15 protein-coding genes are annotated in these 15,105 nt (G+C 54.5%); 5 read left to right on the forward strand and 10 right to left on the reverse strand.

Annotation, left to right across the window (positions count from 1 at the left end; genetic code table 11):
* Positions 1-44: 44 nt before the first annotated feature.
* Together ACXKZD_RS15165 and dbpA are read left to right on the forward strand one after the other, a co-directional pair.
* On the forward strand, positions 45-1,433 hold the full coding sequence (locus ACXKZD_RS15165) for an amidohydrolase (RefSeq protein WP_033779690.1): 1,389 nt from the start codon (positions 45-47) through the stop codon (positions 1,431-1,433).
* A gap of 1,275 nt (positions 1,434-2,708) precedes the next feature.
* The gene (gene dbpA, locus ACXKZD_RS15170; protein WP_010255222.1) at positions 2,709-4,091 is read left to right on the forward strand and encodes an ATP-dependent RNA helicase DbpA; all 1,383 of its coding nucleotides are present in this window, start codon (positions 2,709-2,711) and stop codon (positions 4,089-4,091) included.
* Between the two features lie 35 nt (positions 4,092-4,126).
* On the opposite strand, the gene ACXKZD_RS15175 is transcribed toward dbpA, so the two are convergent.
* Positions 4,127-4,519 (reverse strand): YgiW/YdeI family stress tolerance OB fold protein, encoded by a 393-nt coding sequence (locus ACXKZD_RS15175; protein ID WP_033785405.1) that lies wholly within the window; start codon positions 4,517-4,519, stop codon positions 4,127-4,129.
* A 167-nt stretch (positions 4,520-4,686) separates the two neighbouring features.
* Between ACXKZD_RS15175 and ACXKZD_RS15180 the strand changes: the two genes are divergently transcribed.
* The 3 genes from ACXKZD_RS15180 (at position 4,687) to ACXKZD_RS15190 (ending at position 7,756) form a co-directional block, all read left to right on the forward strand.
* Positions 4,687-5,649 (forward strand): chemotaxis protein, encoded by a 963-nt coding sequence (locus ACXKZD_RS15180; RefSeq protein WP_488981711.1) that lies wholly within the window; start codon positions 4,687-4,689, stop codon positions 5,647-5,649.
* Positions 5,650-5,729: 80 nt separating this feature from the next.
* Complete coding sequence (locus tag ACXKZD_RS15185; RefSeq protein WP_022625169.1) at positions 5,730-5,879, forward strand: hypothetical protein; 150 nt, start codon at positions 5,730-5,732, stop codon at positions 5,877-5,879.
* A gap of 299 nt (positions 5,880-6,178) precedes the next feature.
* Positions 6,179-7,756, forward strand: a complete 1,578-nt coding sequence (locus ACXKZD_RS15190; RefSeq protein WP_010255214.1) for a methyl-accepting chemotaxis protein — start codon at positions 6,179-6,181, stop codon at positions 7,754-7,756.
* A 267-nt stretch (positions 7,757-8,023) separates the two neighbouring features.
* On the opposite strand, the gene ymcF is transcribed toward ACXKZD_RS15190, so the two are convergent.
* From ymcF to proA, 9 genes are all read right to left on the reverse strand, one after another.
* Positions 8,024-8,194, reverse strand: coding sequence for a cold shock small protein YmcF (ymcF, locus tag ACXKZD_RS15195; RefSeq protein ID WP_085978710.1), 171 nt, complete (start codon positions 8,192-8,194; stop codon positions 8,024-8,026).
* 3 nt (positions 8,195-8,197) lie between these two features.
* Positions 8,198-8,410, reverse strand: coding sequence for a transcription antiterminator/RNA stability regulator CspE (gene cspE, locus ACXKZD_RS15200; RefSeq protein WP_003854408.1), 213 nt, complete (start codon positions 8,408-8,410; stop codon positions 8,198-8,200).
* 381 nt (positions 8,411-8,791) lie between these two features.
* Positions 8,792-10,546 carry a glycosyl hydrolase family 28-related protein gene (locus ACXKZD_RS15205; RefSeq protein WP_061704291.1) on the reverse strand — a complete coding sequence of 585 codons (1,755 nt, stop codon included), beginning with the start codon at positions 10,544-10,546 and terminating at the stop codon, positions 8,792-8,794.
* 203 nt (positions 10,547-10,749) lie between these two features.
* Positions 10,750-11,043: a hypothetical protein gene (locus tag ACXKZD_RS15210; RefSeq protein ID WP_010255207.1), complete on the reverse strand. Its 294-nt coding sequence runs from the start codon at positions 11,041-11,043 to the stop codon at positions 10,750-10,752.
* Positions 11,040-11,387: a DUF7940 domain-containing protein gene (locus tag ACXKZD_RS15215; protein ID WP_010255205.1), complete on the reverse strand. Its 348-nt coding sequence runs from the start codon at positions 11,385-11,387 to the stop codon at positions 11,040-11,042. The genes ACXKZD_RS15210 and ACXKZD_RS15215 overlap by 4 nt, the downstream gene beginning before the upstream one ends.
* Positions 11,384-11,851, reverse strand: coding sequence for a glycoside hydrolase family protein (locus tag ACXKZD_RS15220; protein ID WP_010255203.1), 468 nt, complete (start codon positions 11,849-11,851; stop codon positions 11,384-11,386). Before ACXKZD_RS15220 ends, ACXKZD_RS15215 begins: the two co-directional genes overlap by 4 nt.
* A 204-nt stretch (positions 11,852-12,055) precedes the next feature.
* Positions 12,056-12,334 (reverse strand): transcriptional antitermination N peptide, encoded by a 279-nt coding sequence (locus ACXKZD_RS15225; RefSeq protein WP_071785064.1) that lies wholly within the window; start codon positions 12,332-12,334, stop codon positions 12,056-12,058.
* 423 nt (positions 12,335-12,757) lie between these two features.
* The gene (locus tag ACXKZD_RS15230) at positions 12,758-13,489 is read right to left on the reverse strand and encodes a S24 family peptidase (RefSeq protein ID WP_010255201.1); all 732 of its coding nucleotides are present in this window, start codon (positions 13,487-13,489) and stop codon (positions 12,758-12,760) included.
* A gap of 360 nt (positions 13,490-13,849) precedes the next feature.
* On the reverse strand, positions 13,850-15,103 hold the full coding sequence (gene proA, locus ACXKZD_RS15235) for a glutamate-5-semialdehyde dehydrogenase (RefSeq protein ID WP_223566347.1): 1,254 nt from the start codon (positions 15,101-15,103) through the stop codon (positions 13,850-13,852).
* Positions 15,104-15,105: the final 2 nt, after the last annotated feature.

A 15,105-nucleotide genomic window follows, 5' to 3' on the forward strand; every position in this document is an offset into this window, starting at 1 on the left:
TCGTTTGTCAGATTAAGACCTTGTTCACTTTGCAGGAGCCTCTGATGCCTATTTCCTCTTCGCCGAGCCGCCGTGATTTCCTTGGGCAGAGCGTCCGCTGGACCGCCGCAGGCGGCTTGCTGGCCGCCGGTCTCGGCCAGGCCAGTGCCGCCACGCCATCACCTTTGTCCTCCATCAATCCCGACCAGCCCGCCGCCCTGCCCCGGCAGGATCACTATCTGCTGCGCAATGTGCGGCTGGAGGAGGGCTTTATCCGTGAGGATGATGAGATCGTTGCGACCCGCACCGGGCGTTACGACATCAGCGTGCGCGACGGTAAAATTGACCAGCTGACACCCGCGGGTCAGGGTGACAGCACCCTGCCGTCGTGGGATGCACAGGATGCCCTGCTGCTGCCCGCCACCCAGGATATGCATATCCACCTTGATAAAACCTTCTACGGCGGCCCGTGGCAGGCTCCGCGTCCCCGTCAGGGCAAAACCATCATGGACATGATTGCGCGTGAACAGGTGCTGATTCCGCAACTGCTGCCGCACTCTCAGGCGCGCGCCGAAGGGTTGATCGCCCTGCTGCACGCCAAAGGCACCACCCGCGCCCGCAGCCATTGCAATATCGATCCGGTCAGCGGCCTGCAAAGTCTGGAGCATCTGCAGGCGGCATTAGCCCGTCATCCCGCCTTTCCCTGCGAGATTGTGGCCTTTCCACAGCACGGCCTGCTGCACTCGCAGGTCGATGGGCTGATGCGCGAGGCGATGCAGCACGGCGTTGAGTATGTCGGCGGCCTGGACCCCACCAATGTCGATGGTGCCATGGAGAAGTCACTGGATGCGATGTTCCAGATTGCGCTCGACTATCAGCGCGGCGTGGATATACATCTGCATGAAACCTCACCTGCTGGCGTGGCGGCGATTCAGTACATGATTGACACCGTGGCAAAGAATCCGGCGCTGAAGGGCAAAGTGACGCTGAGCCACGGTTTTGCGCTGGCGACCCTGACCGGCAGTACGCTGGATAAGATGATCGAAGGGCTGGCGGAGCAGCAGTTCAGCGTCGCCTCTACGCTGCCGATCGGCAAGCTGACCATGCCGATTCCGCAATTACAGGCAGCGGGCGTGAAGGTGATGACCGGCACCGACAGCGTTATCGATCACTGGTCACCGTTTGGCACCGGCAGCATGCTGGAAAAAGCGAATCTCTATGCGCAGCTCTATCGGGGATCGGATGAGTTCTCGCTGTCGCGGGCGCTGGCGATCGCCACAGACGATCGGCTGCCGCTGACAGCCCAGGGTGACCGCCAGTGGCCAGTACCGGGCGATGAAGCGAGCATGATGCTGGTAGCGGCGAGCTGTTCCGCCGAAGCCGTGGCACGGATTTCGCCGGTCGTCGCGACCTTCTCGCGCGGTAAACCAGTGTTTGCGCTGGCATCAGCCTGAAACAGCAGGGCTGCGGACAAAAACGCCGGGAGCGTTTTTGAACAACGCAACGCGTTGGCCCGGCTACGGGCGCACCTCAGGGATGAGGTGCGTAATCGCCCGCGCTGAGCCTTCTCAGCAAATGCGGAGAGATCGAGCCGGCTCAGGGAAACCGGTCAGATCGGAAAGGCGCTTAAGCCATCCATGGCCGCTCGGCCCGCGCCGTCCCTGGCGCGGGACGCTTTCCTCTTCTGACCGGCTTCCCTGCGCTTTAAGCTTGTTTATTGCTGATAGATTCTCAGTACCCGTGGTTTACCAGCAGCGACGGTCCTGAAACGGGAAGCATCTGCCGGACGTGAAGCGAAGGTAGCATATGCCTGTAGCAAAGCATCACGGGCCACGGACAAAAACGCCGGGAGCATTTTTGAACAACGCAACGCGTTGGCCCGGCTACGGGCGCACCTCAGGGATGAGGTGCGTAATCGCCCGCGCTGAGCCTTCTCAGCAAATGCGGAGAGATCGAGCCGGCTCAGGCCCGGTTACAGACGACCACCTTACCTAAAGCGCCGGGAGCCAGTACCTGCCCCACAACGCAAACCTACTCCCCCAAAAACAACAGAGCCTCCACAAGGGAGGCTCTGCATTTACCTGAGCGGAGTGCGGGTTACGCGCTTTTGGCCCATTTATCATTCGACATTAGTTCCATTGCCAGCGCGTATAAGCGACGATCTTCCTGATCACAGGGCTCATCTTCCGCATAACACGCAATCATCGAAGCGATCTTATCAGCCGATAAGCTCTCTCCATGAACATGCAGTGTCAGTACGGCGCGGCCTACTATTTTAAGCACATTTTCATGTGGTCCCTGGATGCGATTACTCAATGCAAATACCCTCTACCGGTCGTTGTACCAGGAATATGGCGCGCTAAATATAAAGCAATTAGCTCAGGATTTTTATCGGCACCAGTGGTGATATTTTTTAATGATTAATTCTATTACTGGAGTAGTAGTTAAGGATTTATCTGATTAACAATGAAATAAATATTTAAAAACGGCTACTTATCAAATAACCACTGGCCTCAAAGGATCGTCATCCTGGAACAATCATATTGAGTCGGGGTTAATCTATAAAAATAAACCACCTTTTTCCCGTAAACTTCAGTCTATTCCTAAGCCCTCTGACAGATATAGTTTCATACTGCTAACCATCGAGGTTCCCGTTGCTGTCAGGCGTGCTTTCTGCCAGACTTGCCCCGCAATAATGCCCTACACTTTCAGCCTCAGAGGCCGCGCCCGTGACCGCTTTTTCTACCCTCAATTCGCTTCCCGACAGCCAGCTCGAAAACCTGCGCGAGATGGGCTACACCAGCATGACGCCCGTGCAGGCCGCCACGCTGCCCGCCATTCTGCAGGGACGCGACGTGCGCGCGCAGGCGAAAACCGGCAGCGGTAAAACGGCTGCCTTTGGTATTGGTTTACTGCACCATATCGACAGCGCCCGCTTTCAGACCCAGGCACTGATTCTCTGTCCGACCCGTGAACTGGCGGATCAGGTAGGCAATGTGCTGCGCCAGCTGGCGCGCTTCACCCGCAACATCAAAGTTCTCACTCTGTGTGGCGGACAGCCGATGAGCGCACAGCGTGATTCGCTGGTGCATCCGCCCCATATCGTGGTCGGCACGCCGGGTCGTATCCTCGACCACATTAACCGCGAAAACCTCAAGCTGGACCAGCTCAGCACGCTGGTCCTGGATGAAGCCGATCGGATGCTGGAGATGGGTTTCCTGAATGATATGGAAACGATCATTGAAGCGACGCCCGCTTCGCGCCAGACGCTGCTCTTTTCCGCCACCTGGCCAGACGGCATTACGGCCATCAGCACCCGCTTTCAGCGTGATGCGCTGAGCGTGGTGACAGAAGATGTCAGCGAACTGCCTTCAATCGATCAGCAGTTTTTCGAAGCCAGCCACAATGAAAAACTGGGTCTGCTGATAGCCCTGCTCAGCGATCGTCAGCCCTCATCCTGTGTGGTCTTCTGCAACACCAAACGTGAATGTGATGATGTCGCCGCGGCGCTTAACGCGCGTGATATCAGCGCCCTGCCTTTGCATGGCGATCTGGAGCAGCGCGATCGCGAACGCGTGCTGATCCGCTTCGCTAACGGCAGTGGTCGCGTGCTGGTCGCCACCGACGTCGCTGCACGCGGACTCGACATCAAATCGCTGGCGATGGTGGTTAACTATCAGCTCGCCTGGGATCCTGAAATCCACCTGCACCGCATTGGTCGTACGGCGCGTGCGGGCGAACATGGCGTTGCGGTCAGCCTGGTTGCTGCCGATGAGATGGCTCGCGCGCATGCGCTGGAAGATTTCCTGCAGCAGAAGCTGCCGTGGGTCTCTGCCAGCACGCTGAAAAAGGGCAGCAGCAAGCCGCTGCCTGCAGCTATGATGACTTTGTGCATTGATGGTGGCCGTAAAGCCAAGATACGTCCGGGAGATATTCTGGGCGCGCTGACGGGTGAAGCGGGTTATCGTGCCGAGCAGATCGGCAAAATTGTCCTGACGCCGACCCACGCCTACGTGGCGATTGAGGCGAATCAGGCCAAAAATGCGCTGGTTAAACTCAAGCAGGGCAAAATCAAAGGCAAAACCTGCCGGGCGATTCTGCTGAAGGACTAAATAAAACGGGCGAGAAGATTATCTCGCCCGGTTTGTTACGGCTCTTCGATTTGGGTCACATGCAGCGTGGTTTTATCCCCTTTGCCCTGTACCTTGCCACTGACGCGTACTTTGTCTTCTGCGGTGTAGGTTTTACCATCAAAGGTCTTCTTCGGCGCGATAATCGGTAAGGTGCCGGTGTTGTCACGGAACTGATACCGTTCGCCCTGCTCTTTCTTCAGGATGTAACCTTCCAGCGTCACATATCCGCCCTGACGGAAATCGCGGATCTGATCAATATGTGTCTGACCGGTATCTTCTGAACCTTTATAGCCGGCATCCTGCTTGTGTTGCGGTGGTGGCGTATCGCCTGCTTTGTATCCGCCCTCTTCGGCCGAAACACCCGCACTCATCATCACCAGCAACGACGCCAGAATCACTTTTTTCATTTCACACTCCTTTATTGGAAAGGTGTCCATGTTGAACCTTCAGGGTTAATCCTGGCACATTAATTGGCGTCCGTTTTATTTCACCCTTCTCTTCTCACCTTTTTCCGTTTGCTGCCGATAACCTGTTCACACCCTATTTCACCAGCTGCGTTAATGCAGAGGCAACCATGGATAATTTTCAGAAAGAGATCGATGAGAGAGCGAACCTCGCGTTATCGAACAAGTTTGAGCTGCTGCTGTTTCGCTTAGGTTCCGATCAGCTGAAAGGCAAGTCTGAACTGTTTGGCATTAACGTCTTCAAGCTGCGTGAAATTGTGCCGATGCCAACTATCACCAAAGCCGCAGGCATGCGTTCGCCGCTGCTGGGTATGGCAAGTATTCGTGGCCAGTTCATTCCGGTCATCGACCTGCCTGCCGTGGCGGGTTGTGTGCCGGAAACCGGTCTTAACTTGCTGCTGGTTACCGAGTATGCCCGTAACACCCAGGCGTTTGCCGTGGAGTCAGTTGAGAACATTGTGCGTCTCGACTGGAGCCAGGTGCATACCGCCGAAGCCGGTATCGGCGGCCGCAACATTACCAGCATCGCCTGCCTGGACAGTGACAAGCAGAGCAACGAGCTGGCGATGGTGCTGGACGTTGAGCAAATCCTTTATGACATCATCCCATCGGTGCGCGGCGTCGAACCGGAAGCAGCCAGACCGCGTGCCTTCAACTACAGCCCAGGTGCGGTGGCGATTGTGGCAGAAGATTCCAAAGTCGCGCGTCAGCTGCTGGAGCAGGGTCTGAAGAGTATGGGCATTCCGGCGCTGATGTTTAACACCGGTCTGGATGCCTGGGAAAAAATTAAATTGATGAGCCAGGAAGCGCAGGCTGCCGGCGAATCGATTCATGACAAAATCGCCCTGGTGCTGACCGATCTGGAAATGCCAGAGATGGATGGTTTTACGCTGACCCGCAACATCAAGCGTGACCCGATCCTCAAGGCTCTGCCGGTCGTCATTCACTCCTCACTCTCTGGCAGCGCCAACGAAGATCACGTGCGCAAAGTGGGTGCCGATGGCTATGTGGCAAAGTTTGAGTTGAATGAGCTGTCAGACGTGATTTTCAACGTTCTCGACACTGCCCGCTAAGCGAATGCGGGCCGCTAAGAATGCCCGGCACGCTTTTACTTTTTAGCCAGCAGAATGGCTGACCTGATCAGGAACCGACTATGCACATTGAAACTTTACCCGTTACGCCTGCACCTGCTACGCCTTCCCGTCAAAAGGTGCTGCGTGGCCGTTTACGCCAGCTGGCCTGGATTAGCGCCGTCACATTAAGCGTCGCGTTCTGGACAGGCCTCTACTTCTTAGTTTTCTGAATCCATTCATCCTTGTCTGGATCGGGCTGTCAGCATCACTGCTGACAGCCCTTTTTTTTGTCTGAATTTCCTCTGGTTATTACTTAACCATTTCTGATGATTTTTACTGACTATTTATTCACCCGGCGTTATTACTTAAAAATTATTAAAGGTACAACTTCGTTCTCCGATAACAGTATGCGCGAGATCACCTTTTTGCCTGAGGCTGTGACCACAGACATCAGCAAGGCACTGCGCACAACAGCAGGAAACCTGAGTGTTGCTAACAAATTGATTAATAATAAAACGGGGAAGAGAACATGTTCAGTATCAAGAATATGAAGGTGGGAATGCGGCTCGCAGCAGCCTTCGGTATTATTGTGACGTTACTGATAGTGATTGGCGTGACATCCATAACCAGGATTAACAGCATTAATACGGCGATCGCCTCGATCGTTGACGATCGTTATGTGAAAGTACGACTGGCATTTGATGTGCGCGATGGCGTCAACGATCAGATCAAATACCTGCGCGGCATGGTGATCGACACGACACGTCCGGAAATGAATGTGAAGCGTTATGGTCAGCTGGATGAAGCCACGCAACGCACCAACAGCGCAATGAAAAGGATCGAAGATATTCAGGTCACGCCGGTCGGCAAGAAAAAGATCGCCGGTCTGCTGGCCTCTTCCCAGGCTTTTGAGAAGGTTAAAGCAGAGCTGATCACCCTGGTGAAAGCGGGCGATTTTGAGGCTGCCAGCACCTATGTCCTGAAATCGATGACCGCCACCCAGAACAAATTCCTTCAGGATGCCGTAGATTTTGCCAACTCTCAGGACGCACAGCTGCGCAGTGAAGGCCAGGGTATTGTGGAAAATGGTCAGTCGGCTATCTCCATTACGCTGATTTTCTCCGCGCTGGCGATTCTGGCGTCTATTCTGCTGGGCTACTTCCTGACCCGTTCTATTGTGCGTCCGCTGGTTGCAGCAGTTGACGTTGCTGAACGCGTTGCCGCAGGCGATCTGAGTTCACAGATGCAGGTGACCTCACGCGATGAAACCGGCGTCCTGATGCAGGCGCTGCAACGGATGAACGATAATCTGCTGTCGATTGTGACCGAAGTGCGTACCGGCTCCGACACTATTGCGGTGGCCTCTAATCAGATCTCCAGCGGGAACCTTGATCTTTCGACCCGAACCGAACAGCAGGCCAGTTCGCTGGAAGAGACCGCCTCTGCCATGGAGCAGATGACGTCGACCGTGAAACACAATGCCGACAACGCGCGTGAAGCCAATCACCTGGTTTCAACCACTTCCAGCGTGGCGCGTGAAGGTGGCGTGGTAATGGAGCAGGTCATTGAGAAGATGGAAGCGATCGCCCTCTCCTCACGAAAAATTGTCGATATCATCAGCGTTATCGACTCCATCGCCTTCCAGACCAATATTCTCTCCCTGAACGCCGCGGTTGAAGCGGCACGCGCGGGTGAACAGGGTCGTGGCTTTGCGGTGGTGGCGAGTGAGGTGCGTAATCTGGCGCAGCGCTCAGCCTCAGCGGCCAAAGAGATTAAGGTACTGATTGAAGATTCCGTCGCTAAAGTCGATGAAGGTAGCAAGCTGGTGACACACGCCGGTTCAACTATCGGCGAAGTGGTGAACAGCGTGCAGAGCGTGGCAAACATCATGAGCGAAATCACCATTGCCAGCAGCGAGCAGAGCAGCGGCATCAATGAAATCAATCAGGCGATTACCCAGATGGAAGCGGTGACGCAGCAGAACGCCGCGCTGGTACAGGAAGCGTCAGCCGCCTCACAAGCGCTGCAGGATCAGGCAGAGCGTATGGCGCAGGCGATGAGCGTGTTTAATACCGGCAAGCTCTCACTGCAACCCGTACTGCGTTAATCCCTCTCAACGGCCTGCTTCGGCGGGCCAGTTTAAGAATGATGACGATAAGGGCGGATAGGTTACAGGCAACAGAGCGGTTAGCGGTTAGCGGTTAGCGTTATACCAGGGAATTGCAAATATACAGGGAAAGTGAAAGTAAACAGGCAGGTTACAAGAATAAAGCGTGAGGTTTGAGAAGGAGGAAACGCAGAAACAAAAAAGGCTGCCAGAGGCAGCCTTTTATTACTGTAAATGCAACAACGCTATAAAGCTCACTAGCCTTAATCAGAGAGCGCGAAGCTGACTCTGAATTGCAATCCTTGCCAGGTTCACCTGAACCACGACAGATTTGCAGAAAATGCATTTCGCTCCATGCGGGTTGGCTCTTGTAACATCAAAATGTGATGTACGAAACTGTGAGCCACTACAGTGAGGACATTTAAAAGTAATTTTCAGTCCTTAGAGACCAACAACGTTCGCAGCAGCTGGGCCTTTGGCGCCATTTTCTACTGTGAATTCAACTTGCTGACCTTCATCTAATGAACGGAAATCGGTGCCCTGGATTGCAGAGAAATGTACGAATACATCTTTGCTGCCGTCTGCAGGAGAGATGAAACCGAAGCCTTTCTCTGCGTTAAACCATTTAACGGTACCGCGAATTTTGTTAGACATGCTTAAATCCTTAATATATCGAGCCTTCCGGCATACATAATGGCCTGAGAACAGATTTTAATCAGAACGTAAGAGAAGACTCAAAAAGAAGGGATGTCTCGCGACAAACTTAGAGATGAGAACTGCTTTGGTTACTTACTTTGATAGTGTCTGTTAATCAAACCGACGATTCATTAGGCCACACTTCTTAAAGTGACGCAAGCCGTAATTCAAATTAATCGCAATCAGCCCGTTGACGAGGATGAAGGCGAAAGGCGGTGTCAGGGAGACTGTCTGGCTTCACAGTGCAGCGGTGACTTTTCTGGCGACGTAAAAAGAAGCGGAGATAATGTCAGATCAAAAAAGGGCGAGGCCGGAGCCTCGCCCAAAACATGCCGATCATCAATCGTAGTAAGGAACCTTACGGTCAACGCCGTTGATATTGATCAGCACAAAACCGGTCGGAGCGGTCTTATTGGTCGGCGTACCCGCAGCAGTAGCCAGCGTAACCACCCCTTTTTCGTTGGCCCCGATGCCCGCCAGCCCGTTGTGCATGCCAAAACGTGCAGCGGGTTTCAGGTTGCTGATTTTGGTGATGTCCGTAACCACCGACATATCAGCCTGGAACAGCGAGCAGGAACCGGTATCGAAGCGGGTCGGACCGGTCGTCTTCAGGTTGAACATGGTCTCGCCGCTGTTCGCTCTCAGCTTGACCCAGATTACGGCATAGGTGGTCCCTACCCGGCCATAACGAATGTCCAGCACGGAAGGCTGACCCATATGGTAAGCATCCGCCCAGACCGTCTCCAGTCGCTGGAGGTTGATCAGGGTTTTACCTGTAGCCGGCATATTTACCGGTGAACCGGCAGTGCCGGAGGGCGTGGTCGCATCCGCTTTCCCGATCAGCTCCATTACCCATTGCTGGTTAGGCGCCGGGAAATAGAGCTGCCCCAGCCGATACCAGTTGTCGGTATCGGTGTTGTTCACCACTTTATAGCCGCTGTAGTAGCCGGCACGCAGCGAACCGGTCATGAACGTGCCGTAGTTCTCATCCCGACGATAGCCATATTCGAAGGTCGATAACCACTTACTTCCGGCCAGATCATTGGTGATTTTCGCCCCCGCCTGCAGGTTGATATGGCGCATCACCACGCGGGCATTATTGAGATTGAGCGGCGTGGCGCAATCTTCAATGTTGAGCGTTTCGATGTTCCAGCCACCATCCGACAGATCCCCTGGGTTAGTCGTGTGCTCAATCCAGACGTTGCGCATCACTCCCTGTGTGACGCGTGGCATATAGAGCGTGGCGTCGCCATAGCCCGACTGGAAGTTGGCATTACACAGCTCAATGGCGGTTGAGTGGTCCCAGTTCCCCTTCGGTGTGTTTGACCAGCCGACATCAAACACCCGTGAAAAGGTATTGGAGCTGTAAATCTGATCGAACTTACTGTCGAGCGTATCTTGCAGCTTAAAGACGGTTCCCCCGGTACTTTGCGCCTTGAAGCAGAAGATATTGACGATCTGGCCTCCGACAATAGTATTTTCAAAGAACGGCTGCGTGTTACTACACTGTTCAGGCGTGACGGTGACTTTGGCCGCGGTGTCGACAGTCCCGGCGTTAGCCTGTCCATGCCAGCAGATACCTTTAATAACGATTCGACGCGCATTAACCTTAAACACGGTATTCGCGCTTTTATCAGAAACAATGGTGGTGCGCGGTGCCGACCCGAGCTCCATATCATCGCCTGCCAGACCAAAAAACGACAACTCCGTATCGCTGATATCGATGGGTGAAATCAGGAAGCGGCCCCCCGGAAAACGCACCGGAATCGCTTTCGCGTAGGCGTTGTAGGATTGTGTCCATGCCAGCATCCGCTTAAAGGCTTCAGTGTCATCGGTCACGCCATCCCCTTTCGCGCCAAAGTGCAGAATGTTCACTTCGGCGGGATCGTTGATGGTGCGCTTCCAGTAGAAACCGTTACCCACCGCCACCGTACCGCCATCATCTTTCAGCGGAGTGGTGCTGAGAAAACCGACAAAGTCTGCGCCGCCACGGAAGCTGGAGTCCTTATCGTAATAGCGTTTAAGGCTCGCGACTTCACCTGATTTTGGTGGAACAGTGGTACGCAGTTCAGCAAAAGAGTTAACTTCGATCATAGAATCCTCCTCAGGATCATAGAGATATCGCGCTGAAATCAGCGCACTACTTAGCCGCAGCCGGATGGCCGCAAAGGGAGTCCCACATGTCGTTGTGGGTGTTGATGGCGCGCACCGTACGAACGTCCATTTTTTGCGCGTCATCGCCGTAGGTATAAAGAGGGGAAAAAAGTACGCAGGCAGAGTCGGTGATCGCCACCGGCTCAGGGTTTGTGGTATTTCGACTGCTGCAGCTTGTCGCGAGCAGCAGCGTCATCAAGGCTATGGTTGTCAGTCGCCACACGGTTAGCCTCCTCGCGATTATGTTGTTGCTGTTGCGCTACCGCGGTGACGCGGGACGCCTCCTGTTGCGCGTTATCGACGTCAGAACGCGCTTTTTGCTGCACTTTGCCGATTTTCTTGCCGCCGAAATAACTGGCGCCCAGCGCCGCGATGACCGCAGCCAGCGCGGCGATCCAGTGCCAGCTGCCGCCCAGTAAGGTGGTAATCAGAGTCATGGCTTCGCTCCTTCAGACTGCTCCTTCGCATTGAGCAGGTTTTTCTGACGAACAAATTGTGCAATCACCCCCATCGCCACCATGAAGGCGCCCACCAGCCCGAGGTAGTTGTGCGGCAGAATCGCTTTAACGTCTTCGGGCAGTGCGCTCCAGGCATCAACGGCGGCCGAAGGAAACGACTGCGCCCAGGCGCTGAGCATGGAACCCAGCGACGCAAGCCAGACAGACCAGGTTTTGAAAAGCAGACGGGCATGAGAGACAAACTGGAGGGTGGTAAAGCGCTGCAGCAGCAGCAGAATGATGATTGCCGTCAGCACGGCGGTGAGAAACATGAGCCATCTCATAGCAACCCCCTGTAAACCGCATAGGTTCCGCTGCGCATCATCTCCGCGTGACGTCTGGCGCGGCCCGGCGTCTGACGGGCCCAGAGGCTGTTCATCATCGCGTCAGCCGCATCATTAAACTGTTCAGCCACGATCGCGCTGAGCATGTTTTTGAACTGCAGGACGCCCTCGACGCCCAGCTGATAAGCCATGCTCAGCAGCACGTCGGTGCGGGCGTCGTTGCACTTCGCCAGCGCATTACGCAGCAGCTCCCTGCCCTGCATCTCCTGAATTTTGTTTTCAAGAATGCACTGCTTCCAGACATCACCGACGCGCCGTGGCACGCGGAAAGCGTAATTACTCAGAGACGCCCCCTTGGGTCCAATGCGAATGCCGCCGGCCACCGTGGGAAAGCCCAGCGTGTCGAGATAGGGCGTGTCGACATACCCCTCTTCAAAATTCAGTACTGCGATTATCTGGCTCATAACGACTCCTCAATGACGGGTTAAAGCAACTCAGCCTTGTGAAAAGAAATACATAACGCTCGCTGATCATTACTCAGCACGGCGCAGCAGAAGGCCTTACTGACCCTGCAGCAAAACTGAACAGTAATTCAGCAAATTGCGCCCAGTGAGAACTGGAGAAAGCGAAGAGTTAGCCGGAACGGAAAAATGCGTTTTCTGCGCGTTTCAGCTCACGGCGTAGAGATGAACGTGCGGAAGACAGCAATTGTCGAAGCTGGGTGTTTCCTGACTGGTGACGCGGGGTGCAGTAATTGCGCGGTCAACGCGCGGGGCGACCTGACGCTGGCAGATTTGCTCTGCACGTCTCAGGGTGGGTGTTTCAGTTGGGAAGTTCAGGGCCTCGTCGATGCTCTGTGTCAGGCTGCTGAGAGGTTGGCGCCGCCGGTGGCGACGAGTACGTGCGTTGCCTATAAAAACGCTTTTGCCATAGTGAATTATCGCCATAACTCCTCCTGTGAATGAGTCTTTGGCGATGGGGTGGCAGGCGCGAGCTTTCGGCGAACCGAACGGGCCCGAATGTCGCGTATCACGGTCGCACGCTTACCGCCCGGCTGCATTAGCAGTCAGGTGGAAAGTAAGCGAGGGGAAATAAACGGCATCTGACGACGCTGCATTTTGCGCATCCACCCCATCCCAAAGTTCACTAACTTTGGGGTGGTATGATTCGCGCTTGTGCAGCGCCTCAATTGTTTAAGAGCGGCTCGTCCCTGAAAGAACTGCTTCGTTCATCCATATCCAAATTATTAACAGGTTCTTATGCTTTATCAAACACTGTTGGTTAATTTTTTATTTACCGCTGGTTAAATTTATGAATTTATGCCGATTATTTTTTTTTCAGCCTTCCTGAAAAAACCGGCAGAAGTGGCCTTAACCGAGGATTTGATAATGTCGCGCCTGGCTCATGATCACTTTGGCCAGTACCTTCAGGCTGGTGACGTCATCATGATTGAGATACCAGGTTTCATAGCGCTTATTGTCTGATATCACAGCGATTTTCTTATGCTGCAGCTGCAGGCGCTTGAGATAGAGCTGCTCATCGAGGGTGAAAATATAGATGCCGTCGCCGTCGAACATCCGCACGCTGATATCCACAAACAGCTGATCGCGCGGCGCAAAGGTGTCAGCCATGGAGTCACTGTTGATAGCGATTAACCGGATGTTTTCCGCCGGGCGCCCGTTGAACAGCACCCGCGCCTCATCCAGACCATATTCGATCGCCTGGATAGTCTCGACAAACTCATCACGCGCAGGCAGGCCTGCAGCACTTCGCTGACCAATGTCGAGGCTATCAATCCGAAACACATTCTTCTGACCGGTGAGCGCACTTAGCGTCACCGGTTCAGCAGGTTGTTCCATACCGTATTGCAGCCACTCAACCCTGACGCCCAGCAGCTGGCTGAGAGCCAGTAAATTGCCGCCATCCGGCACTGACTGCGCGTTAAACCACTTCCACACTCCCGGCGTTGAAATCTTACAGCCTTGCTGCTGCAGAGCCCTGGCAACCTGTTTGTTTCGTCCATGTCCGGCAATGCCGGCACTCTCACAGGCCGCTATCAGCCTGGCGGTGAAAGCTTGTCTTGTACTTTCTTTTTTAACCATTAGTTAATAATCAGCCATAGAAGAGATACTGGATGTTATTTTCATTATTGCTACCAGTTCATTTTATATTACCGCTCGTTTACTACCTAACCGCTTTATCAAGCATTCCTGATAATCATTATCCGCTTCAGCCCGCGGCTGGACAAAAAATATTGCCTCAGGCCGCGTACAGCCCCGGCTTTCAGGAATGTTCCGTAAAAAATTGCGTGAATATCAGCCAGAATAATGGCCAGTAGTGACGAGACCGGAACGGAAATTAAGCTGATGCGCAGAAAACTCTATCTTTCACTGGACCGGAAAATGGAGCTAAAAAAAACGGGAGTCTCTGAAAGACTCCCGCTTTGTTAAAAATTATGGCAGTTATGGCCGGAGCGTATCGTCGCCCCATGCTATCCATTTATAGGTCGTCAGCGCCTCTAATCCCATCGGGCCACGAGCATGCAGTTTCTGGGTACTGACCGCCACTTCGGCACCCAGGCCAAACTGTCCGCCATCGGTGAAGCGGGTGCTTGCGTTGACATAGACCGCTGAGGAGTCGACCTGACGGACAAAACGCGCGGCGTTACGGGTATTACGGGTCAGGATGGCATCCGAGTGCTGCGTGCCATGCGTACGAATATGATCGATCGCCTCATCCATATCCGCCACTAATTTGACGTTAAGATCCAGCGACAGCCACTCATCATTGTACTGCTGCGGATTCACCTGCGTGACCGATGCCGGGCCTTGCTGCAGCTGCGCCAGCACGTTGCTGTCAGCATGCAGCGCAATCGCTTCCTGTGCCATACGCGCGCTGAAGGCGGGCAGGAAACGATCGGCAATCGCCTGATCCACCAGCAGCGTCTCCAGTGAGTTACAAGCGCTGGGACGCTGTTTCTTGGCGTTGACGATCAGATCAAGTGCAGGTTCGATCTCCATCGTCTCATCAATATAGATATGACAAACGCCGATGCCGCCGGTGATCACCGGAATAGTGGAGTTTTCCCGGCACAGCTTATGCAGCCCGGCTCCGCCACGCGGGATCAGCATATCGACGTAGCGATCCAGCTTCAGTAGCTGATTCACCAGCTCGCGATCCGGATTTTCGATCGCCTGAACGATCGCCGCAGGCAGACCGTGCTGTTTCAGCGCGTTCTGGATCACCCGGACGGTGGCCGCATTGGTGCGCCAGGTCTCTTTACCACCGCGCAGAATGGCGGCGTTACCGGTTTTCAGGCACAGAGTGGCGACGTCCACCGTGACGTTGGGACGCGCCTCGTAGATCACAGCCACCACGCCCAGCGGCACGCGACGACGCTCAATGCGCAGCCCGCTGTCGAGCTGACCGCCGTCAATTAACTGCCCCACCGGATCGGCCAGCTGACAGACCTGGCGCACATCGCTGGCGATGCTGCCGAGGCGTTGCGGATTGAGTGTCAGCCGGTCCAGCAGCGCGGCGCTCATGCCGTTCTGACGCGCATCGGCTAAATCCAGCTCATTGGCCGCCAGAATGTGTGCGCTTTCCGCCTCCAGACGGTCGGCAATGGTCATCAGAACCTGATTTTTCTCTGCCGTCGACAGATCGGCCACGGTGTAAGCTGCGGCGCGCGCCGCTTTTCCCATCTCTTCAAGCATTG

The sequence above is a fragment of the Pantoea sp. ABR1s genome (assembly GCF_057812235.1).

Coding starts and splice junctions, on each gene's coding strand:
- ACXKZD_RS15165 (WP_033779690.1), top strand. CDS start 45: ATGCCTATTTCCTCTTCGCCGAGCCGCCGTGATTTCCTTGGGCAGAGC.
- ACXKZD_RS15175 (WP_033785405.1), bottom strand. CDS start 4,519: ATGAAAAAAGTGATTCTGGCGTCGTTGCTGGTGATGATGAGTGCGGGT.
- ACXKZD_RS15180 (WP_488981711.1), top strand. CDS start 4,687: ATGGATAATTTTCAGAAAGAGATCGATGAGAGAGCGAACCTCGCGTTA.
- ACXKZD_RS15185 (WP_022625169.1), top strand. CDS start 5,730: ATGCACATTGAAACTTTACCCGTTACGCCTGCACCTGCTACGCCTTCC.
- ACXKZD_RS15190 (WP_010255214.1), top strand. CDS start 6,179: ATGTTCAGTATCAAGAATATGAAGGTGGGAATGCGGCTCGCAGCAGCC.
- cspE (WP_003854408.1), bottom strand. CDS start 8,410: ATGTCTAACAAAATTCGCGGTACCGTTAAATGGTTTAACGCAGAGAAA.
- ACXKZD_RS15205 (WP_061704291.1), bottom strand. CDS start 10,546: ATGATCGAAGTTAACTCTTTTGCTGAACTGCGTACCACTGTTCCACCA.
- ACXKZD_RS15210 (WP_010255207.1), bottom strand. CDS start 11,043: ATGACTCTGATTACCACCTTACTGGGCGGCAGCTGGCACTGGATCGCC.
- ACXKZD_RS15215 (WP_010255205.1), bottom strand. CDS start 11,387: ATGAGATGGCTCATGTTTCTCACCGCCGTGCTGACGGCAATCATCATT.
- ACXKZD_RS15220 (WP_010255203.1), bottom strand. CDS start 11,851: ATGAGCCAGATAATCGCAGTACTGAATTTTGAAGAGGGGTATGTCGAC.
- ACXKZD_RS15225 (WP_071785064.1), bottom strand. CDS start 12,334: ATGGCGATAATTCACTATGGCAAAAGCGTTTTTATAGGCAACGCACGT.
- ACXKZD_RS15230 (WP_010255201.1), bottom strand. CDS start 13,489: ATGGTTAAAAAAGAAAGTACAAGACAAGCTTTCACCGCCAGGCTGATA.
- proA (WP_223566347.1), bottom strand. CDS start 15,103: ATGCTTGAAGAGATGGGAAAAGCGGCGCGCGCCGCAGCTTACACCGTG.